Origin of the sequence: Sphingobacterium psychroaquaticum (assembly GCF_900177625.1) — a bacterium.
Lineage (GTDB): Bacteria > Bacteroidota > Bacteroidia > Sphingobacteriales > Sphingobacteriaceae > Sphingobacterium > Sphingobacterium psychroaquaticum.
Genome location: NZ_FXAU01000001.1, coordinates 423,580 through 445,276 on the forward strand (window position 1 = coordinate 423,580; position 21,697 = coordinate 445,276).

A 21,697-nucleotide genomic window follows, 5' to 3' on the forward strand; every position below is an offset into this window, starting at 1 on the left:
TATGAAGCTAAAGTTTCTAACAACCGTTTTGTTGGCGGGTAGTATTTTGATCGGTAAAAGCCAGCGTATAGAGAAAGTTGATAAACCCATTGATTTGGTAAGCACATTGGTGGGAACGCAATCTACGTATTTCTTGTCAACAGGGAACACCTATCCGGCGATCGCTATGCCTTGGGGGATGAACTTTTGGAGCCCTCAAACAGGTAAAATGGGCGACGGCTGGATGTATATGTATACGGCAGAGAAAATTAGAGGCTTTAAGCAAACACATCAACCGTCTCCATGGATGAACGACTATGGTCAGTTTTCCATTATGCCGATGGTGGGTGTCAAAACATTTGATCAGGATAAGCGTGCCAGTTACTTTTCGCATAAAGCAGAAGTGGCGAAGCCGCATTATTATTCGGTATACCTAGCGGATTATGATGTAACGACTGAAATAACACCGACCGAACGGGCCGCCTATTTTCGTTTTACATTCCCGAAAACAGATGAAGCTTATGTTTTACTCGATGCCTTTGATAAAGGTTCCTATGTGGAAGTAATACCTGGTGAGCAAAAGATTATTGGTTATACGACAAAAAATAGTGGGGGGGTACCCGATAATTTTAAGAACTATTTTGTGATGACTTTTGATGCGCCTTTCGCGAATGTAGCTACTTTTGCCGATTCGGTGTTGACGGATGGTCGTTATTTGGTAAAGGCCGATCACGTCGGCGCGCTGGTTGGGTTTAAGGTTGCTAAGGCTAAAGGACAAGTATTGGCTAAAGTGGCTTCGTCTTTTATTTCTCCTATGCAGGCCGAGCTCAACTTAAAAGAGCTAGATGGTGCTACGTTTGATCAACGCGTTGCAAAAGGGGAGGAAACGTGGAATACGGAGTTAAAGAAAATTGAAATTGAAGGGGGAAGCATTGATGATATGCGGATATTTTATTCTTGTCTGTATCGTTCGCTGCTTTTTCCACGCATGTTTTATGAGATTGATGCGACCGGTCAGGTGGTTCATTATTCCCCGTATAACGGGAAAGTACTGCCGGGATATATGTTTACAGATACCGGTTTTTGGGATACTTTCCGAAGCTTATTTCCTTTCTTGAATCTGATGTACCCCGAGGTGAGTGTTAAGATGCAAGAGGGTTTGGCCAATGCCTATCGTGAAGGAGGCTGGTTGCCGGAGTGGGCAAGTCCGGGTTATCGTAGCGTGATGGTTGGAAATAATTCAGCTTCTGTGGTGGCTGATGCGTGGGTGAAGGGCATTCGTTCAAAGGATATAGAAACGCTCTATGAAGCGTTATTGCACGGTGCGAATAATGCGGGCCCCCTAACCGCTGTTGGACGGGCGGGAGCCTCTTATTATACAACATTAGGCTATGTGCCGTACGATGTTGATATCAATGAAAATGCAGCGCGCTCGTTGGAATACGCGTACGATGATTTTACAATCTATCAATTGGCAAAGTCTTTGAAAAAATCGAAAGCCGACATTGATTTGTATAAAAAGCGTGCTTTTAATTACCAGAAGCTATTTGACCCAGCTACAGGTTTAATGCGGGGCAAAAATAAAGATGGTTCCTTTCAATCGCCATTCAATCCATTTAAATGGGGAGATGCTTTCACGGAAGGGAACAGTTGGCATTACACGTGGTCTGTTTTCCAGGATGTTGAAGGTCTGGCTAAGTTAATGGGCGGACATAAAGCAATGGAAACAAAATTGGACTCGGTCTTTACGTTGCCACCAATTTTCGATGATTCTTATTATGGTTTTCCGATCCATGAAATCCGGGAAATGCAGATCGCAGATATGGGGCAGTATGCGCATGGAAACCAGCCTATTCAACACATGATTTATTTGTATAATCATGTCGGCGCACCATGGAAGGCGCAGCATTGGGTACGTGAGACGATGAAACGTATGTATACCCCAAATCCTGACGGCTATTGTGGCGACGAGGATAATGGACAGACTTCGGCCTGGTATGTTTTTTCTGCTTTAGGATTTTATCCGGTAACGCCGGCGACTGATGAGTATGTGCTAGGCGCTCCACTTTTCAAGAAAGCGGTACTGAATCTTTCCAATGGCAAGAAAGTGGTGATTCAAGCTGATAATAATTCGGATGCAAATAAGTACGTAAATAGCTTGCAATGGAATGGTAAAGCGTATACAAAGAACTTTGTAAAACACAGTGATTTGATACAGGGAGCGACCTTGCGTTTTGATATGCAGGCGAAGCCTAATACGAGTCGCGGAACAGCGGTAGGTGATTTACCTTTCTCGCTGAGTAAAGACGATAAGTAAAACAAAAAAGAGCGCCTTTGCGCTCTTTTTTGTTTTACTTATTTCTCTAAGGACGATGAATTGAGCCGCAAGGAGTTTAGAATAACAGAGACTGAACTTAAACTCATGGCTGCAGCAGCGATCATGGGTGACATCAACATCCCAAATGTGGGGTAAAGTAGACCGGCAGCGATCGGTATCCCGATGACATTGTATAGGAAAGCAAAGGTGAGGTTCTGTTTTACATTACGCATCATTTGATGGCTCAATGTGATTGCTTTATTAACCCCTTTAAGATCGCCTTTGACCAAGGTTATTTCTGAACTCTGAATCGCTATATCTGTTCCTGTACCCATTGCAATTCCGATATCGGCTTGCGTAAGGGCCGGAGCATCGTTGATCCCATCACCTGCCATTGCCACTACTTTTCCTTGCGCTTGCAACTTCTTAATTTCGTTTAACTTATCTCCCGGAAGCATATTGGCTTTAATATGTTTTATATAGGTCTTATCAGCCACAACTTGCGCTGTATTCTCGTTGTCTCCTGTAAACATATACACGTCAATCCCTTGTGCTTGAATATGCTTGATCGCTTCAGCACTGGTGGCTTTGACCTGGTCGATGATCGTTAATAGACCCGCATACTGCTGATCGATGGCTAAGATAGAAATGCTGTTTCCTTGCTTTTGTGCTGTAACAATCTCTTCTTGTAGATGTTGTGGCAGTACCACGCCATTCTCCTCCATCAGCTTGCGTGTGCCCAAAAGTACGGACATATGAAAGATGTTTCCGGATACCCCTTTACCACTGATGTTTTCAAAATTTGTTACATCTAGTAAAGTTAAACCGTGCTCCTTTGCTTTGTTTACCATAGCCTCGGCTAGCGGGTGGGAGCTGCTTTTGTTAATGGATGCTGCAATCTGCAAGACATCATTTTCTTTAAATTTTTCATGTCCGCTGGTAACGCCTGATACAGAAGGACGACCTTCAGTCAGGGTCCCCGTCTTATCTACGATAAGCGTATCGACCTTTTGGAGCTTTTCCAAAGCTGCTGCATTCTTGATCAGAATGCCGCTTTTAGCTCCTTTGCCGATACCCACCATGACCGACATCGGTGTTGCTAGACCCAGCGCACATGGACATGCGACAATCAGAACGGCCAGTAAGTTGGTGAAAGCAAAAGCGGTGCTGTTGTCGATGCCGCTAAAGTACCACACGATGAAGGTAATAATGGCGATAGCGATGACGATAGGCACAAAGATTCGTGATACCCGATCTGTTAGCTTCTGGATTGGAGCTTGACTTCGGCTGGCGTCATTGACCAGTTGGATAATTTGTGCCAGCAGTGTTTCGCTACCAATATGTTTGGCCTTCATTAAGAAGGTTTGATTACCATTGATTGTACCACCAATCACGGCATCACCTTCGCTTTTTTCCATGGGAATTGATTCGCCCGTGATCATCGACTCATCAATACTGCTGGAGCCTTCGGTGATGGTACCATCGATTGGAATTTTATCACCAGGGCGTACGCGCAAGATATCGCCAATCTGAATATCGGATACGGATATTTTCTTTTCCTGACCGTCTTTTACGAGGATCGCATCGGCAGGGGAAAGTTTGATCAGCTCCTTAACCGCTGTATTGGTTTTGGAGTGTGCTTTTGCCTCCATAACCTGCCCCAACAACACCAAAGTAAGGATCACCGCCGCCGACTCAAAATACAATGCCACATCGCCATGATGACCGATTAGCTCATCGGGGAAGATCTGCGGAAACAGCAGCGCAACGATGCTGTATACATATGCTGCCCCCGCACCTAAACCGATCAAACTGAACATATTCAGGTTCCATGTCTTGAATGAGGTCCATGCACGGGTAAAGAACATCCAGCAGGTATAAAAAACAATAGGTGTCGTCAAGATCAATTGTATCCAACCGTTTATTTTTGGCGAAATAACTTGGCTCACAGGAGCTCCCGGAAGCATATCCCCCATGGCCAAAATAAATACAGGCACAGTTAGCGCAACACTAATCCAAAGTTTTCTAAGTAGGTTTTGATAGACTTCGTCCCCCGCATCATCAACCTGATTCGCAACGAGATCCATACCACAAATCGGACAGTTTCCTGGTTTATCTTGCACAATCTCAGGGTGCATCGGGCAGCTGTATTCCACTTTCAAAGTGAGCGCTGGTATTTTCTCCAGATTCATCCCGCAGACAGGACAGGAGCCAAACTCATCGTATACTTTATCCCCTTCACACATCATCGGGCAATAGTATTTACCCGCGTTGTCGGCACTCGGTTTCATCGTGCCACTGGGTACATGCATGCTGTGATCTATATCTTTTAAGGATTCGATAGGGACTAGGTGCATGTTACAGACCGGACACCGACCTTTTTCGTTGTAGGTCTTGTCGTGTCCTTCGCAGAACATCGGACATATGTACTTGCCACTAGGGGAATCAGCGATTTCCACTTGTTTTGCTTTCTCGGTGGAGTCTAGTGCTACAATCTGGTACGGCCCATCTTCGCCCAGCTGTCCTTGAAGCTGGTGTAGGGTGTATGGTTTTTCCATATGTAAATCTGCGATACCTTTCTCTAGATTTACATGTGCGTGTACACCTTCTAATGCATTGAGTTTCTTTTCGACTGTAGCTTGACAGCCGCTACACGTCATACCTAATATTTTGAATTGTTTATTCATATCTTGTAACGGTTTTATATCGTTGTATGTATATAGTTCGTAAACGTTGTCTTATTTCCGCAATAGGACGGTTGCAAAGCGGCGATTTACGAGCTCACCGGTTTTACTTTTTACTGATTCTATTTCTTCTTCCACCGCCTGTATGTGAAACCCGACATGCAAAGCGAGTTTCTCTATATCCTCCGCATCGTAAAGTTGAAAACCAAATGCAGTGAAAGGTAAGGTTGACATAAATTGTTTTAAACCGAACGTAATAGCCAGTAGGCCATTCAGCTTTAGCACGCGGTGCAATTCCTGTAGGAGATTGAGCGGGTCTTTCCAAAAATAAATCGTGTTTACGGTCAATATTTTATGGAAGGTTTCGGTTGCATAGGGAATAGTTTGACCATCGTATACCGTAAATTGAGCACGACCTTGATCAACGAACAATTGATTATTGTGTTGTGCAGCTTGTTGCATTAAATCCGAAATTTCTAGTCCGTGGTAGGTCGTTCCGCTATATTTTTTTAGGAGCGGTGTGATATGGTCGGCATTGCCATGCCCCAGTTCCAGTACGGTATCGCCGTCTCCAACGTGGAGGTGAGCTACAGCATGCTGCGTCATATTCGCGTTGGTGGTTTGCATCATCAAAGCCATCTCTTCGCCCTTTTTTCCTGTGGGCATGCGTAGTTGATCTGCTATTTCCTTTAATTTATCGATATCCTCCATATATACAATGAGTTAAATCACTATACAAAGATCAACAATCAGAAAGGGGAAATGTTACATAATTTGATGTATGGTTTATATAATTTTACGGGAGGTTGAAATGGTTTTACAGTTTATCCAACGCAATACGGCTATCCTCTGCTTGCTTTTTAAACACCGAAGGGGAGATGCCGGTTATCTTCTTGAATTGACTGCTTAAATGGGCAACGCTGCTGTAGTTAAGCTTAAAGGCAATTTCATTAAGGTTGAGCTCATCGTAAGCCAAGAGTTCTTTCACGCGTTCAATTTTTTGGCTAATAAAGAACTTTTCAATGGTGTTTTTCTCAACCTCACGAAACAAGCTGCTGATGGTATTATAGTCTTTGTTTAGCTTCTCGGAAAGGTAGTCGGAGAGGTTTACTTTTAAGTTATCATCGCTATGGTGTATGGAGGCGATAATCAGGTTTTTTATTTGCTCGACTGTTTTTACTTTTTTATCGGTCAAGAGCTCAAAGCCCAGTGTGTTGAGCTTTTGCTCTAGTTGTTCCTTTACGGGGTCTATATGCTCTTCCAAAACGGTAACTTTACCCAGCTCAATCTGGGTAACCGTAAGGCCTAAGGCGGTTACTTCATTTTGTACAACCATTTTGCAACGATCGCAGACCATATTTTTTATGAACAGCTCCATGGATTTAACGTGATAATGTCGAAAATAGATAAAATATTGCTGAACTGAAAATGTGGGATATGGATGTGACGTGGAAATTACTTTTGTGGGTTGTTGAATATCGGTAGACCGTCATTTTTCGTAGGTGTAATCGGCAATACGGCTGCTATTCGCTAACTTTAATATTATTAATACGGTAGTTTATGGAGAAGAAAATGAAAATTGAAGTTTGGAGCGATGTGATGTGTCCCTTTTGCTATATTGGTAAACGGCGGTACGAGGCTTCGTTGGCAGACTTACCTTTTGCAGATCAGATTGAGTTGGAATGGAAAAGTTATCAATTAAATCCAACATTGGAGACTAATCTGGATATTACAACATATGATTATTTAGCGGAGAATAAGGGAATGTCTGTTGCGCAGGCTAAAGCGATGACTGCGCAAGTAGCAGAAATGGCTAAGACCGTAGGGTTAGATTACGATTTTGATAAAGCTGTTGTTGCCAATTCTTTTCGGGCGCATGAGTTTTCTCATTTTGCGAAAACATTTGGCAAGCAGGATGAAGCAGAAGAATTGTTGTTTAAGGCCTATTTTACGGAAGGAAAAAATGTGGATGATATCGGTGTGTTGCAAGAATTGGCTGCAGCACTAGGTTTGGATACGGCCGGTTTAGCAAAAGCGTTGGAGGCCGGACAGTATCGTGATGCGGTACGTGAGGATCTATATGAAGCACAGCAACTAGGCGTTCGCGGGGTTCCGTTCTTTGTGTACAATAGGAAGTACGCGATCTCTGGCGCACAAGATGTGGACGTGTTTAAACAGACGATGGAGAAAGCTTTTACCGAATGGCGAAAGGAAAATCCCGCTTCTCCGTTTGAAGTCATTGAGGGACCAAGTTGTGGCCCCGGAGGATGTGAATAAAAAAAATAGGCTTCCTTGGAAGCCTATTTTTTTTATTTCAATCGTAAGAAATCTTTTTCTTTATTCCATGTCATCGCTGTGAAGACGATCGCCAAAATGCAGGCGCCTAGAATAAGTTCGAAAGAAGCACTCCATCCGCTTTTATCGACAATAGAGCCTAATGCGGCGTTGGCGAGTAGATCCCCAATAAAGTAACCAAACAAGCCTGTTAGTCCGGCAGCTGTTCCTGCGGCCTTTTTAGGAACCAAGTCGAGCGCCTGTACACCAATAAGCATCACTGGGCCGTAGATTAAGAATCCAATTGACCAAAGTGCTATGTTAATCACCCACACGTTTTCGCCTGGTGCTTGCCAATATACAAAGGCAGCAAGGAACGTTAGGGCCATATAGATTATCGTGACCGGAGCTCGTCTTCCTTTAAACACTTTATCACTCAGGACACCACAAAGGATAGTACCTGGGATTGCTGCAAGTTCGTAGAAAGAAGCGGACCATGCTGCTTCTGAGGCAGAGAAATGTTTTGCTTCTTGTAGAAAGGTCGGCGCCCAGTTGATAATACCGTTTCGAACTAAATAGACAAAGGCATTCGCGATCGCTATAAACCAAAGCATTTTATTGTTGAGGACATACTTTAAAAAGATCTCCTTCGCTGTGAATTCTTTCTCTTGTGAAGCATCGTATGTTTTCGGATAGTCATTGTTATATTCTTCGATTGGCGGAAGACCACAAGACTGTGGTGTGTCGCGAACCAATAAAATAGAAACAAAGGCCACGAGGATCGCAATCATCCCTGGGAAGTAAAGGCGCGCTTGCCAATCAGCAAATAGCTCCACGCCCCAGATAGTTAATGGTCCAACCAGGAAGCCGCCCACATTATGGGCAAGGTTCCATATCGACATGGCGGTACCTCTTTCTTTAATAGAGTACCAATGTACGACCACTCGTCCACTTGCGGGCCAGCCCATACCTTGGACCCAACCATTGATGAAAAGGAGCCCAAACATGACTGCTACCGAAGAGGTTGCAAAGGAGAAGAACCCCATAAAAATCATGGTGAGCGAAGAGAGGATAAGTCCGGTTGCGAGGAAGTATCTCGCATTACTACGGTCCGATACATTACCCATAAAGAATTTACTCAATCCATATGCAATAGATAGGGCTGACATGGCGAAACCAAGTTGTGCTTTGGTATAGCCTAAATTATCCTGTAGATCTTTAATAGAAAAAGAAAAGTTTTTCCGCACAAAATAGTAGGCGGCATATCCGATGAAGATACCCAAGAATACCTGTAAACGCAGTTTTTTGTATTCGGGATCAATTCGTTCTGCCGGCAGTTGCGGTTTGTGTTCCGCCGGCTTAAATAGGTGTAACATGCAGATTTACGTTAAAAAGGTTGAGGTTAAAAGAGGTTGGGATAATCGCTAATAATACCGTCGACTTTTAAGGATTTTAAACGATCGATTTCATTTTTATCATTAGCTGTCCATGGAATCACTTTCACCCCACTGCGACGTGCATCTGCCATAAAATCTTTGTTGACCAATTTGTAGTTTGGACTGATGATAAAAGGAGTGAACCCTAAATCTTCGATCAGCTCTTTGATCGATTTTTTGTTTTTTGCATCGATCAGATAGGATGTTTTTATCTGCGGATAAATTTTGTTGATATACTGAATTGTGCGTTTGTCAAATGATTGGATGACTGTTCTCGCTGCAATTCCTTTATCAATGACGACTTGTAAGACTAAGTCTGAAAATTCTTGCGGTAGGGGATGGTACACCCCATCTTTGCCATTAACACTCTTTGTTTCGATGTTGTAGAACATGGGTGTTTTACGCTTTTCTTTCGCATATTTTTCCGAAGCATCAATTAGCTCTGATAACAAGGCTATTTGCGTCTTCACCTTTTTTTGTTCTGGGAAGTCCGCATATACTTTGCTGCCAATATCAAACTTTTTTAGGTCGTCATAATTGTAGCTGTATATCAAACCTTTGTTATCTGCGCCCTGTAGTTGTTCGCCGTTTGCATATTGTACAAACTTAGGATTAAGGTAATCATCGTGATAAACGACTACTTTTTTATCTTTCGTGATGTGACAATCCATTTCTAATGTCGTTACCGTAGGTAAGTCTATCGCTGTCTTCATCGCTCCAATGGAGTTCTCTGGATACAATCCTCTAGCACCACGGTGTCCTTCGTACGAGAAGGTCGGGAAGCTGTCAATTGTACTTGGTGTATTTTTCTGCATCGAACAACCAAATATGAGTCCGCTAGCTAATATAAGTAATGTTTTATTTATGTTTTTCATACCTTTCTTATAAAACAGTTTGGGGGCTTTACTTGTAAAGCCCCCAAACTATTAATAACTTTTGTAAATCGCAAAATCATCCATGCCTAATCGGCCGTTGTTTACGGTATTACTGCTTGTTCCTAATCCGAGTTTGTTTATTCTAAACCGGACAGGTTGATCGATATCCATCAAGAAAATAGCTTGCTTTGCTACTAAGCTCTGCGAAGTAGGGTGTGCATCTGATATGGGTTTACCCACGATTTGCCATGTTTTACCTTGATCTATCGAGGATTCCAGTTGGAAGGTCGAAGATCTATCGGTATAGTAAGCACCGTACCACAAGGTTACTTTGGATGCTCCATCTGGTAAATCAAAGTTCATTTGCAGGTAGGCAGATGTGCTTAAGTTTTGTTGGAAACGTATCGACTGCTTTCCGGATACAATACGGTCGCGTCCGGCTGTATTTCCTTGTAAGGACTGATTTAGATTCCATGGTCCAGTTGGGAAATTGATAACAGCAGCAGCATATCCTGTTTTTTGTTGATATGGTTCCTCAAATGTTTCTGGCCATCCGGCATAGATTTTACCGGAAGGGAAGGTGAGGTCTTCTGCTTTCTGCATACGAAGTTCCAGCTGCCCTTGGTTGCTGTAAAAAATCCCCTGAAATGTTGCGGATGGCGATAGCGCAAGTTCCGAGAAGGTTGCTTCTTTGTTTGTTGATAAAACAATTTTTTTGTTCTCACTATCCACTAAGGTATGCTCACCTGCAATTGTCTGCCCCTTACTAGGTTCAGGGTCAACATCTGCCGTGATACTGATAAGCGTGCTCTCGAAATCGCCAGGCTTAGCATGTAGGTTGGTTATCGCAACAGGAAGGTATGCTTTATTGTTTCCTTTAGAGATGATACTAATTTTGTCCGCCGCTAGATCTTTCACACGAAGAGCACCTTCAGACCCCGATAAAGTGGAGCCAACAAGTTGCATGGAGATCGAGTCACCAAACGTATATTTACTGGCTTGATCTACTTGAACAAGGATACCGCGCGTCTTTCCCCGCCATGTGCTTTGAACAGCAATAGTGTTGGGTGTTAGGTTCTTGTTTTCATGATTTGATATAACGACACCTCCAACGGTGGAAGCGCCTTCTAATGTAGACTCCGAAATACGGATGTCTGATCCTTTATAGTTACTACGCAGGACATAGATGGACGCTTCGGTATTTACGTGGTCTATGATCTCTTCATCGTTATCCTTGAGGCATCCAGCTAAGGTAAAGCTGCTGATTGCCAGGGTGCCGAATACTGTATATTTTAAAAAAGTACTTTTCATAATGCTCTATTAATTATTCCACCAAACTTTGGTTTTGCTATCATCTGCACCACCCATATTCGCAACAGCCTCCAAGTAGTTTGTTCTATTGTAAGAGATCGTTGAAGCCGGGAAAGGCAAACGTGTAGGATAGATGCCATCATTGCCCACGCCGGGTCCTACGAATAGTTTAGGGTAACCTGTACGACGAATTTCTGTCCACTGTTGAAAATCGGTGAATAACATCGCGAAATAGCGTTGTGTATGTATTTTTTCCATTTTCGTGTCCAGATTGTCCGTTGCCGCCAATTTGACAATAGGCTGTGCAAAATAGTCTGCCGTCAACGGTGCTTTCCAACTTTGGAAAGAAGCAGCAATCCCGCGGTTGTAAAAGTCTGTTACGTTACCTGTGATATAACCTTTGGCGGCTGCTTCAGCTAAAATAAACTGGAGCTCACTGTAATTCATAATATTCCCCAATAGTCTTTCTGTTTTCAAAGACAGGAGCATGCGAGAGCCCAGTTCAGGAACATTTCCTTGCTTGTACCCACTTTGAATACCTGAATATACGCCTAATGTTGCTTCAGTCGCCCATTTGGTAATACGACTGTCTTTCAAATCCAACAAAGTATTAATGAAAAATTCGCTATATCCTTTATCGCCGTTGAAATCTAGATCCCGATAATTGTAAAATTCTGTAACAAAAGGTACAACATTCGTGAAGTTAAAGTTTGCGTTGTCGTTATTGTTTTCGAAGATCGGATAGTTTGCGCTATTAGTCTCTACGATTTCTTTGATCTTAGCAACACTTCCTAACTCGGATTTGCCTGACGTACGAAGAAGGAGGCGTAGGTATAACGAGTTTCCGAAACGACGCCAATGTTCTGCACTGGTCCGCGTACCTCCGTTGGAGTAGCTGAACGGATAGATAGGATCATCATTGAATGCACGAGCCGGAATTACTTTGTTTAGTTTCAACAGTTCGTTCGCTTTCTCCAGTTTTTCGAATAATTGCTTGTATACATCCTGTTGACGATCAAATTTTGGTGACACTTCTCCTTCGCGTCCTTGGTTCGCTTCTGAATAAGGGACATCTCCGTAAACATCGGTCAAAAGAGATCCGACGTAGGCATCGATGATCAAGGACATACCTTGCCATGTCTCGTATCCCTCTTGTTTTGTCTCCTCTGCCGAGGTATATACGTTGCGGATATTCGTTAATTGTACATACCAGTTTTGCCAAGAACTATTTGACTCCGAGTTCCGAATCTCATAGCGGTGTATTTCACGGCTATCGCTGTTGGTTACGGATACCTGCGCTAATTCTCCATTGATACGGAAACCCCTATTTAAATTGTTGTTGACAATAGATAAAAGAGCAGGAGCAAATAAAGACTCCGGACTAGCGAAATTGTTTTCGTTGGGATTGGTATTCTTTTCAATAAAATCTTTGGTACAGCTCGTCGTTAACAACAGTCCTGCAAGCGCACCTATACCTATTTTGAGTGTTATATTTTTTCTCATGAGTTCTCTAGATTAGAATGATGCTGATAAACTAAAACCGAAGTTCCTTGTTGATGGGAACTGTGCTATTTCAGCACCTTTTTGAATACCTGCAGCAGTTAGTGAACCAAATTCAGGGTCAAAGGCTGGCCATTTGGTGAATACCAAAAGGTCACGGCCATATAGACCTAATGTTGCACGTTGGATTTTTAATGCACGTAGAAAATCCTTGTTGATGGTGTAGTCAATGCGTAACTCACGAAGTTTAATATAGTTCGTTGAGAAAGTGTTAGACTCCAGATTGTCTCTGTTGAAGTGACTGTAATAGAAATCACGCGCATTCACAAGCGTTGTATTCGGGCTGTATGTGCCATTGCCATTGTCCACGACACCTTTTCCCACAAGACCATTGTAACGGCCAGGTACTGTTTTGTTGAGTTTTCCTTCTTCCATTAATACGGCATGGGTAAGGGAGTAGCCTACACCACCAAATTGACCGTCGAACAGGAAGTTAAAACGCCAGTTTTTGTATTTGAACTCGTTCCCCCATGCTGCTTTCCAAGGTGCGGTGGAGCGACCTAGATATACCAAGTCTGTCGTTAGTTCAGGGAAACCATCCTTGTAAATAATTTCACCTGCCGTGTTCCGTTTGTAGCCATAGCCATACATTGCGCCATAATTTCCACCCACACGCGCTTCAATAGTACCTCGAGAACCGTAGATAGTCGACAAGATAATCGCATTCTCTTCTGAAGATTCAGGCAGTGATATGATAATACCATCATTGTAAGAAAAGTTACCAAACATTTTCCAGTTTAGTTTATCCTTAGCTTTCAGGATTTGGTACGATGTTGCAAATTCAGCTCCTCTGTTACGGACTTCACCAGCATTAATAACCATTCGAGTGTATCCACTTGATGGATCGATTGGCACCGGGAGAATTTGGTCAAAGGTATTGTTCTGATAAACCGCAATGTCAAATGTTAAACGATTTTTGAACATACGAAGGTCGGTACCAAACTCGATGGAACGAGTCGATTCGTATTTTAGTCCTTCATTTGGAATTTGTACTGGATTGGTCAAACCATCACCATAGCTCGGTACCAGTGGATACGTATAAGCCGTTAGGTATGGGTTTGTTCCGCCACTACCCACATTAGCCAAGGAAGCACGTACTTTGAAGAAGTTGATTGCTTTAGGTAATGTTAGTAATTGTGAAAGGATTAAACTTCCGTTGTACGAGTTGTACATAAAGCCTTTTCCGGCGCCAAATGTAGGCGAAGCCAACGTGCTGGACCAATCGACGCGACTGGTAACATCCAAAAATAAATAGTCTTTAAACTCAAGGTTGGCCATACCATAAATAGAGTTTACGGCGTATTGGCTACGGTACGGTCGCGATACGATCGGCTCTGCTGTGTTTCCTAGGTTATAAACTCCCGGAACCAAAAGCTTGCTGGTTGCCTTATCATATTTACGATATGTATTAGACATCCGTGCTCCCCCAAAGTTAGCACCCCATTTTATATCCTTGTTGCGTTCATTACGGTAGCGCGCTAAGAAGTCCACATTGGTCTCTTTTGCAAAAACATTCGTTGTACGGTAATAACCGTTTGCGAACTTGTTAGAATCAAAAGGCCTTCTGGAGCTTCGTCCATCATAGCTTACATCCATGGAAGCACGTCCCATCAAACTAAATTCTTTGGTGAACTTATAGTCTAGCTGGAAATTTCCCAAGAAACCGTTTCTATTCTGGTCGTTCAACATTTCATACGCCTGTAAGTATGGGTTATCAAGCAACGTAGACATCGGTGTGTTTTGTTCTACATTTTCTTCAATCCACGGATTCTTGAACCAATCCAAATTCATGTTTGGTGTTAGTCCGCGAATAAAGTACATGACGGTACCGTTGTTGTATCCAGTCGTTGGTAGGTTGTCTGAGTTTTTGTTCGTCAAGGTTACCTTACCCTGCATGCTCAACTTATCTGTTGGTCTGTAGCCGAGTTGTAGATCAAGATTGCTTCTGTTGAATCCCGTATTTGGGACCATCCATCGGTTGACGGTATTTCCCAAACTAATTCTAGTCGTCGTTTTGTCCGTTGCCGTAGAGTAAGAAATATTGTTCGAACTGTTTACTGTCGTTTCGAAGAAATCCTTTTTATTGTTTTCATATGCCACCCATGGGGTACGCTCAGGCGCTGTCAGACGGTAGTATTCCGGGTTAAACTGGTAATACATCTGTCCGTTAAATTTAGGTCCCCATGCAGAGGAAGTAGAGTAGGTGCTGGCACCATCTTCGGATCCCCCGTATGAATAGTAAAAATCACCTCCCGCAACACCGGCACCATATTGATTTTGGTAATCAGGCCAGCGGTTGATCGTACCGATTGATGTATTGGAGTTTACACTAATACCCAATCCTGCACTTTTTTTACTTCCTTTTTTTGTGGTGATAATAATCGCACCATTGGCGCCACGAGCACCGTATAGGGCGGTTGCTCCCGGACCTTTAAGCACCGATATATTCTCGATATCTTCTGGGTTGATATCGGCCAATCCAGTTCCAAAATCGACAGGTGAATCATCGGATAGGTAGTTTCCATTTCCGTTGGTCGTCATACGGCCTGAGCTGGAACTGGTAATCACCCCATCAACCACGATTAAAGCCGAGTTGTCGCCCGATAAAGAATTCTCACCACGAAGAATGATTTGGTTGGTTCCTGCAGGACCACCGCCTGATTTCACGAGATTAAGACCCGCAACCTTACCACTTAATGCATCCGTCCAGTTTGCCGATTGTGCGTCGGTTAATTCTTCTCCGGATACACTTGTAACAGCGTATCCCAATGATTTTTGTTCCCGTTTAATGCCTAACGCCGTTACCACAACCTCTTCGATCCCTTGCGAGTTTTCTTTTAGATTGATAACCACGCGATCATTACTGTTGCTTGCTTGGTATGTTGAAGCATCATAACCAATTAGGTGAAAGGTTAATGTTGCGCCACTATTTACTTCTATTTCAAAAGTTCCATCATTCTGACTAGAGCCTAAGTTCACGCCATTCGAACGTATGGAAACACCACTCAATCCTGTTTTAGTTGCCTGATCTACAATCCGGCCTTTGATTTTTACTTTTTGTTGTGGATGAGCCTTCGTGATCGGCTGAGAAACGTGTGCATACACATGACTGCCAGAGTAACAAGCTGTAGCTAAGGCTAGCCAAAAGGCGCTAGAGATAGCGCGACCTGGCTTTACTTTTTTAAGCTTTTTTGTTAACATAGGGTTATTTTATAATTAAATATTGGTTTCAAAAATTGTTAATTCACATTAACTTAATGTTAAGAATACATGAATTAATAAATTGTTAAGTACAAAGCGCTCGCTATCAGCGCACCTAGTATGGGGCCGACAATAGGAACCCATGCATATGTAACATCAAATGCAGCTTTTTTCTTGATTGGAAGTAAGGCGTGCATTATCCGAGGGCCTAAATCGCGTGCAGGATTTATAGCATAGCCCGTTGTTCCACCCAAGGATAAACCGATTACCCAAACTAGAAAAGCGACGGGGATTGCCCCGATAGACCCTAGGCCTATAGTTGTCGTATTGTCAATCTTTGCATCGGTGAAATGCAGAATAGTAAAGATCAAAAGGAACGTTCCGATTATTTCGCTCAACAAGTTAATAGGAAGATTGCGGATGGCTGGAGAAGTGCAGAAAACCGCATGTTTGGCTCCCGCATCATCGGTTCGGTCAAAATGGTCTTTGTAGATTGCCCATACGAGGAAGGCTCCAATCATGGCGCCTAAAATTTGAGCCGTCATATATTGCATAGCAGTTGCTGCATCCAATTTACCCAAGGCGAGGTTCGCCAGGGTTACGGCGCAATTTAAGTGTGCTCCGCTATAGGGGCCCGCAATGGTTACGCCGACAAAGACAGCGAGTGCCCAAGCGGTGCAGATTACAATCCAACCGCCGTTGTTTCCTTTCGTATCTTTTAGAACAACATTGGCGACAACGCCTCCGCCCAGAAGTATCATGGCGGCTGTACCAATAAGTTCAGCTAAAAATGGTGTCATAATAACAAGGTTTATGTTTTGGTTATTTGTAGTCAGCCCAGAATTTTACGGTATCTGTTGCCCGTTTCCATTCACGAAGCTGTACATCATAGTTTTTTTCTGTGGTATGTGTAAATGTTTTGTCTTCCTTCCATAGTGCTTTAAGCTCCTCAATATCCTTCCAAAAGCCGACAGCCAGACCTGCTAAGAAGGCGGCACCCAACGCAGTTGTCTCGGTTACGGCTGGTCTGATGACCTTCGTTTGGAGTATTTCTGCCTGGAATTGCATCAAGAAATTATTCTGTGTTGCACCACCGTCAACGCGCAGTTCCTTGATCGGTGCTTTGGCATCCATTTCCATCGCCTTTAAGATGTCGTGTGTTTGGTAAGCAATACTTTCCAAAGCTGCCCGTGCAATATGTGCATCATTAGATCCACGAGATAAGCCCACAATTGTGCCGCGCGCTTCTGGGTTCCAATGCGGAGCGCCTAAGCCCGAGAAAGCAGGGACAACATACACGCCATTGGTGTCGCTCACGCGCATAGCCAGTGGTTCAATGTCTTCGGATTTTTTAATAATGCCAAGTTCATCACGTAACCATTGTACCACTGCTCCACCAATAAAAATGCTTCCCTCCAGCGCATAACTTACTTCGTTGCCTATTTTCCAGGCAACGGTAGTTACTAATTTATTGGTCGATATAACGGGTTTTTGGCCGATATTCATTAATAAGAAACAACCGGTACCGTAGGTGTTTTTGACCATACCTTCCTGTGTACATAACTGTCCGAAAAGAGCAGCTTGCTGATCGCCCGCAATACCTGCAATTGGAATGGCCTTGCTGCTAAGCTCCGTGCTGGTTTCCCCATAGATTTCGGAACTTGCGCAAACAGTAGGTAGCATAGAGGCTGGAATTTCGAAGATATCCAGTAATTCCTGGTCCCACGTCAACGTATTGATGTTAAATAGGAGTGTGCGCGATGCATTAGAAACATCGGTAATATGTTTCGCTCCATTTGTCAGGTTATAAACTAACCAAGAGTCTACAGTACCAAAAGCAAGATCCCCTTGTTCGGCGAGCTGTCTTGCATCAGGTACATGATTCAGGATCCAGTTAATTTTTGAGGCAGAGAAATATGCATCGATAAGTAATCCTGTTTTCTCCTGTATTAAGCGTTCTAATCCACGTTCGGCGATGGCTTTACAATAATCTGCGGTACGGCGATCTTGCCATACGATTGCGTTGTATATAGGTAAGCCTGTCTTTCTATTCCAAACAATAGTTGTTTCGCGTTGGTTGGTAATACCAATGGCCTTGATCGCTTCCAGCTTAATATTTGCTTTCGCAATAACCTCTGTCAAGACCGCCAATTGGGTGGACCAGATTTCTTGTGCATCATGCTCTACCCATCCCGATTGCGGGAAGAATTGTGTGAATTCTTTTTGCGCAACATTTTCGATACCCCCTTGCTTATCAAACAAAATGGCCCGTGAACTGGTCGTTCCTTGGTCTAGTGCTAAAATAAACTCCTTCATTATATCATATATGGTTTAAATGGTTATTTGTTTTTATAAGGTATATTTTTTTACGAGACTATGGTAGTCTTCCAGCTCTTGGATAACCCAGTCTTCATTTTTATTTAGTTGTTCAGCCATTAGTTTAGCAACTTTTGGAGCGGCCTCCAGTGAAGCTTGCGCATCCAATAGTAAGAAACGAATACGACGTGCCAAGAAATCTTCTAGTTTGACAACCATTTCATGCTCACAGGCCCATACTACTTCTGCCATTCTAAAGTCGTATTTTTCGTGTATTTTTTCGGCAAGCGTTGGTGTATCGGTCATTAATTTCGTGATCGCATCCATATCGCTGCCATACACCTGCCAGTGACCAGACTGTTTGTTCGTTGTTGATCCATGAATCGGTAGATGTAGGGTCTTACAGGCTTTATTTTCCAGTCCGGTTGTGGCAATGGCAAAATCAACGGTTTCTTCACCCATTTTACGGTAAGTTGTCCATTTACCACCTGTTATGGTTACTAAGTTGGACGGACTTTTAATGAGCTTATGGTCACGCGATATTTCTTTTGTACTGTTACTATCGCTGTTTGTAGGCGCTGCAAGCGGTCTAAGTCCCGCAAAGATGCTCAACACATCCTGACGTGTTGGTGCATGCTCTAAATATGCATTTGCGGTGTTCAAAATAAAGGTAATTTCCTCCTCCAAAGGACGCGGCTCGATTTGATGCTCATTGAGCGGGGTGTCGGTTGTTCCAAGCAATACTTTATCATGCCATGGCACACCAAAAAGTACGCGACCATCGCTTGTCTCTGGAATCATAAGGGCATCAATATTTCCGAGGAATTTTTTATCTACGACAATGTGCGCCCCTTGGCTCGGTCGTACTAGGTTTTTATGTGTTGCGGTATCGAGCTTCAGAATGTCATCTACAAATATTCCGGTCGCGTTGATAACAGCTTTCGATTTAATGGTGTACACTTCCTGGGTCTGTTGGTCTGTAAATACTAAACCATTCACCTTTCCTGCATCATCTTTTGTGATGGCGGTAACATCCGTATAGTTCAGGACCGTTGCACCATGTTCTGCCGCTGTTTGCGCCAGGTTGATAGCCAATCTAGCGTCATCAAACTGACCGTCGAAATATTGAATCCCGCCAATTAAGCCTTTCGTTTTTATCTTGGGAAGTTTTTCAATTACTTCTCTTTTATTAAGGAGCGAAGATTTACCGATCCGTAGACTGCCGGCCATCCAATCGTACATCTTTAAACCGATAAGGAATTTCATCTTTCCGAAAAAAGAATAGGAGGGAATGACAAAGCTCTGTACGAAAGAAACATGCGGGGCGTTTTTAAATAACAAGCCGCGCTCTTTTAGTGCAGAATAAACAAGTTTTACATCGCCATTAGCCAAGTAGCGGACACCACCATGTACGAGTTTTGTGCTCTTGCTGGAGGTTCCCTTTGCAAAGTCATATTTTTCGATCAGCAATGTTTTGTATCCTCTAGACGCTGCATCAACCGCAATCCCTAGTCCGGTAGCGCCGCCACCAATAATTGCGATATCCCATTGGTCAGCTGTTTTGACCTGTTTTAATGCTTCGGTTCTTTTGAAATTCATTTCCGTTTCTTTCGTTTTATGGTGATTATATGGTAAAGATAATAAAAAGCGTAAATAAACGAAGATTTGTGAAATTTTTTAACTTTTGGATTTGCAAGTGCTTACGATTTCCTATCTTGGACATATGAATAATGTTGAAAGGCACCAATACATCATTAAGGAGATTGAAAAAAATTGTCATGTTTCCGTGGTTGATCTTTGTGAAACTCTAAAGGTTTCGTCGGTTACGATACGAAAGGACTTACAGTTTTTGGAAGATGCAGGCATTGTGTTTCGTACGCACGGTGGTGCAACCAATGTTAATCCGTATCAGAAGGATCGTTCGATTAACGAAAAGGCGAGTTTGTTTGCCGATTTAAAACGAAAGATAGGGGCAGAGGCCGCAAAGTTGGTGGAGCCCAATGACTCTATTATTATTGCATCGGGAACAACGATGCAGTATTTTGCACAGGAAATTGCTCCTCAGGATCGGTTGACGGTAATTACCTCGGCTATTAATGTAACGCTAGAACTGATAAAGCATGATAATGTAGATATCATCCAGTTGGGTGGGCCGGTGCGGAAAACATCGTCTTCCATAACCGGCCGATACGCAGAAGATCTATTAGGTGATTTTTTTTGTTCGAAACTTTTTTTAGGGGTGGATGGCATTGATCTGGACTTCGGCATTACGACGACTAATGTACACGAAGCGCTGCTCAACCGACGGATGATGGAGTCGGCACATAAGGTTATTGTGTTGGCAGACTCTTCTAAGTTTGATCGGAAGAGTCTGGGTAAGATTGCCGGCCTTGCTAAGATAGATATGATCATTAGTGATAGTATCCCACTTAAATACCAACAGTTGTTTGATTCATTGGGGATTGAATATCGGATTTGCTAATTCAGGTATCTATTTTTCCATTTTAACGATTAGGCTGTCTAAGTATCGGGTGATCGAGTAGAGCACGATACCATTGACTGGACCATTTTCACCCAACGTTGATACCCGGAGCTCACAACTATTTTTTAGTGCGTTCATCGTATAGGTTTGAATACCTAATTGAATAGGAAGAGTGATAAATGTACCTGCATCTGCAAATTTGCCACTCATAACAATCATTTGTGGATTGAATAGTTGGATGAGATGAGAAATTGCCTTGCCTAGATTTTTGCCCAGTATGTTAAGTAGATCAATGGCGTATTGATCCCCCAGATTTGCCGCTTCAATTATGTCTTTCGGGAGGAGGGCCTCTTTTTCTGGTAATTGTGTTAGTGTCGTCGGTATTTTTTCAGCAATATCTTCTTTTGCTCTGTTTACTAAAGCCACTCCTGAAGCCACAGTCTCCAGACACCCTCGTTTGCCGCAGTAGCAGAGCTGGCCATCTTCTACAAAAACCATGTGCCCCACTTCGCCAGAGAAACCGTCGTTCCCCATATACACTTCTCCATTAATAATAATACCGAGACCAATACCCCAATCCATTTGAATGATCAGTACATTTTTCTTGCCAATGGCGGCACCGTAATTTAGTTCACTTATTGCGGCCGCTTTTACATCATTTAGAATATAGACATCCTTTTGAAAGGTTTCTTTTATGTGTTGGCGTAAGTTAAAGTTTGGGGCGTAATAAAAGGTGAGGTTCTCGCCCGTTTCGGTATTGATAAGTCCAGGCATTAAAATTCCGATCCCCATAATAGTAAACCAATCTAGTTTGCTTTCTACGGCATACTGACGAATGATCTCGATTAGGTTATCTATCTTGTCTGCATCTTTCGCGAGATTATTGGTGTATGTTTTTCCTTCGTGAACGATCTCATTATTATTATCCAATACGATGAGACGAACTGTGAAGCGTTCAATTTCTATGCTGAGGATATTCAGTATCCTGTTTTTTATTTGGTACAGGTTAGGTTTACGGCCACCGATTGATTCACCTTTGCTCTTTTGCTCTAGTAGTCCTTCTTGGATGAGCTCCGACATAATCAGATTAAGTGTAGGTAAGCTTAAGTTTACTTTCGTAGCAACTTCATTTATCGTTATCGCATAATTTTCGAAAATAGTCTTCAGAACCTTTAGTTTAACTAAGGCATTTTTTCTTTGCTTGGACGTAAATGATGGATTCTCCGAAAAAATCTGGCTGATTAATGTCATAAAATGATTAG

General features: G+C 42.9%; 15 protein-coding genes. 3 read left to right on the plus strand and 12 right to left on the minus strand.

Annotated features, from left to right (window positions below; translation table 11 throughout):
* Nucleotide 1: 1 nt before the first annotated feature.
* Nucleotides 2-2,296 carry a GH92 family glycosyl hydrolase gene (locus B9Y69_RS01690; RefSeq protein WP_085471270.1) on the plus strand — a complete coding sequence of 765 codons (2,295 nt, stop codon included), beginning with the start codon at nt 2-4 and terminating at the stop codon, nt 2,294-2,296.
* A 38-nt stretch (nt 2,297-2,334) separates the two neighbouring features.
* On the opposite strand, the gene B9Y69_RS01695 is transcribed toward B9Y69_RS01690, so the two are convergent.
* The 3 genes from B9Y69_RS01695 to B9Y69_RS01705 form a co-directional block, all read right to left on the minus strand.
* Nucleotides 2,335-4,983: a heavy metal translocating P-type ATPase gene (locus B9Y69_RS01695; protein WP_085471271.1), complete on the minus strand. Its 2,649-nt coding sequence runs from the start codon at nt 4,981-4,983 to the stop codon at nt 2,335-2,337.
* A gap of 51 nt (nt 4,984-5,034) precedes the next feature.
* Complete coding sequence (locus B9Y69_RS01700; RefSeq protein WP_085471272.1) at nt 5,035-5,691, minus strand: class I SAM-dependent methyltransferase; 657 nt, start codon at nt 5,689-5,691, stop codon at nt 5,035-5,037.
* Nucleotides 5,692-5,797: 106 nt separating this feature from the next.
* Nucleotides 5,798-6,316 (minus strand): helix-turn-helix domain-containing protein, encoded by a 519-nt coding sequence (locus B9Y69_RS01705; RefSeq protein ID WP_234991047.1) that lies wholly within the window; start codon nt 6,314-6,316, stop codon nt 5,798-5,800.
* A gap of 224 nt (nt 6,317-6,540) precedes the next feature.
* On the opposite strand from B9Y69_RS01705, the gene B9Y69_RS01710 reads away from it, so the two are divergent.
* Nucleotides 6,541-7,257, plus strand: coding sequence for a DsbA family oxidoreductase (locus B9Y69_RS01710; protein WP_085471274.1), 717 nt, complete (start codon nt 6,541-6,543; stop codon nt 7,255-7,257).
* A 32-nt stretch (nt 7,258-7,289) separates the two neighbouring features.
* Here B9Y69_RS01710 and glpT read toward each other — a convergent pair whose 3' ends face one another.
* The 8 genes from glpT to B9Y69_RS01750 form a co-directional block, all read right to left on the minus strand.
* Nucleotides 7,290-8,630 (minus strand): glycerol-3-phosphate transporter, encoded by a 1,341-nt coding sequence (gene glpT / locus B9Y69_RS01715; protein WP_085471275.1) that lies wholly within the window; start codon nt 8,628-8,630, stop codon nt 7,290-7,292.
* 26 nt (nt 8,631-8,656) lie between these two features.
* Complete coding sequence (locus B9Y69_RS01720; RefSeq protein ID WP_085471276.1) at nt 8,657-9,565, minus strand: glycerophosphodiester phosphodiesterase family protein; 909 nt, start codon at nt 9,563-9,565, stop codon at nt 8,657-8,659.
* Nucleotides 9,566-9,616: 51 nt separating this feature from the next.
* A complete protein-coding gene (locus tag B9Y69_RS01725) occupies nt 9,617-10,876 on the minus strand; it encodes a DUF5689 domain-containing protein (RefSeq protein ID WP_085471277.1) in 1,260 nt (419 codons plus the stop codon).
* Nucleotides 10,877-10,885: 9 nt separating this feature from the next.
* On the minus strand, nt 10,886-12,379 hold the full coding sequence (locus tag B9Y69_RS01730; protein WP_085471278.1) for a SusD/RagB family nutrient-binding outer membrane lipoprotein: 1,494 nt from the start codon (nt 12,377-12,379) through the stop codon (nt 10,886-10,888).
* A gap of 12 nt (nt 12,380-12,391) precedes the next feature.
* Nucleotides 12,392-15,637 (minus strand): SusC/RagA family TonB-linked outer membrane protein, encoded by a 3,246-nt coding sequence (locus B9Y69_RS01735; RefSeq protein ID WP_085471279.1) that lies wholly within the window; start codon nt 15,635-15,637, stop codon nt 12,392-12,394.
* A gap of 74 nt (nt 15,638-15,711) precedes the next feature.
* Nucleotides 15,712-16,437: an MIP/aquaporin family protein gene (locus B9Y69_RS01740; RefSeq protein ID WP_085471280.1), complete on the minus strand. Its 726-nt coding sequence runs from the start codon at nt 16,435-16,437 to the stop codon at nt 15,712-15,714.
* A gap of 22 nt (nt 16,438-16,459) precedes the next feature.
* A complete protein-coding gene (gene glpK, locus B9Y69_RS01745) occupies nt 16,460-17,953 on the minus strand; it encodes a glycerol kinase GlpK (RefSeq protein ID WP_085471281.1) in 1,494 nt (497 codons plus the stop codon).
* 33 nt (nt 17,954-17,986) lie between these two features.
* Nucleotides 17,987-19,552 (minus strand): glycerol-3-phosphate dehydrogenase/oxidase, encoded by a 1,566-nt coding sequence (locus B9Y69_RS01750; protein WP_085471282.1) that lies wholly within the window; start codon nt 19,550-19,552, stop codon nt 17,987-17,989.
* Nucleotides 19,553-19,676: 124 nt separating this feature from the next.
* Between B9Y69_RS01750 and B9Y69_RS01755 the strand changes: the two genes are divergently transcribed.
* A complete protein-coding gene (locus tag B9Y69_RS01755; protein ID WP_085471283.1) occupies nt 19,677-20,435 on the plus strand; it encodes a DeoR/GlpR family DNA-binding transcription regulator in 759 nt (252 codons plus the stop codon).
* A 9-nt stretch (nt 20,436-20,444) separates the two neighbouring features.
* Here the strand turns inward: B9Y69_RS01755 and B9Y69_RS01760 are convergent, their stop codons facing one another.
* On the minus strand, nt 20,445-21,686 hold the full coding sequence (locus tag B9Y69_RS01760) for an ROK family transcriptional regulator (protein ID WP_085471284.1): 1,242 nt from the start codon (nt 21,684-21,686) through the stop codon (nt 20,445-20,447).
* Nucleotides 21,687-21,697 lie beyond the last annotated feature (11 nt).

Coding starts and splice junctions, on each gene's coding strand:
- B9Y69_RS01690 (WP_085471270.1), top strand. CDS start 2: ATGAAGCTAAAGTTTCTAACAACCGTTTTGTTGGCGGGTAGTATTTTG.
- B9Y69_RS01695 (WP_085471271.1), bottom strand. CDS start 4,983: ATGAATAAACAATTCAAAATATTAGGTATGACGTGTAGCGGCTGTCAA.
- B9Y69_RS01700 (WP_085471272.1), bottom strand. CDS start 5,691: ATGGAGGATATCGATAAATTAAAGGAAATAGCAGATCAACTACGCATG.
- B9Y69_RS01705 (WP_234991047.1), bottom strand. CDS start 6,316: ATGGTTGTACAAAATGAAGTAACCGCCTTAGGCCTTACGGTTACCCAG.
- B9Y69_RS01710 (WP_085471274.1), top strand. CDS start 6,541: ATGGAGAAGAAAATGAAAATTGAAGTTTGGAGCGATGTGATGTGTCCC.
- glpT (WP_085471275.1), bottom strand. CDS start 8,630: ATGTTACACCTATTTAAGCCGGCGGAACACAAACCGCAACTGCCGGCA.
- B9Y69_RS01720 (WP_085471276.1), bottom strand. CDS start 9,565: ATGAAAAACATAAATAAAACATTACTTATATTAGCTAGCGGACTCATA.
- B9Y69_RS01725 (WP_085471277.1), bottom strand. CDS start 10,876: ATGAAAAGTACTTTTTTAAAATATACAGTATTCGGCACCCTGGCAATC.
- B9Y69_RS01730 (WP_085471278.1), bottom strand. CDS start 12,379: ATGAGAAAAAATATAACACTCAAAATAGGTATAGGTGCGCTTGCAGGA.
- B9Y69_RS01735 (WP_085471279.1), bottom strand. CDS start 15,637: ATGTTAACAAAAAAGCTTAAAAAAGTAAAGCCAGGTCGCGCTATCTCT.
- B9Y69_RS01740 (WP_085471280.1), bottom strand. CDS start 16,437: ATGACACCATTTTTAGCTGAACTTATTGGTACAGCCGCCATGATACTT.
- glpK (WP_085471281.1), bottom strand. CDS start 17,953: ATGAAGGAGTTTATTTTAGCACTAGACCAAGGAACGACCAGTTCACGG.
- B9Y69_RS01750 (WP_085471282.1), bottom strand. CDS start 19,552: ATGAATTTCAAAAGAACCGAAGCATTAAAACAGGTCAAAACAGCTGAC.
- B9Y69_RS01755 (WP_085471283.1), top strand. CDS start 19,677: ATGAATAATGTTGAAAGGCACCAATACATCATTAAGGAGATTGAAAAA.
- B9Y69_RS01760 (WP_085471284.1), bottom strand. CDS start 21,686: ATGACATTAATCAGCCAGATTTTTTCGGAGAATCCATCATTTACGTCC.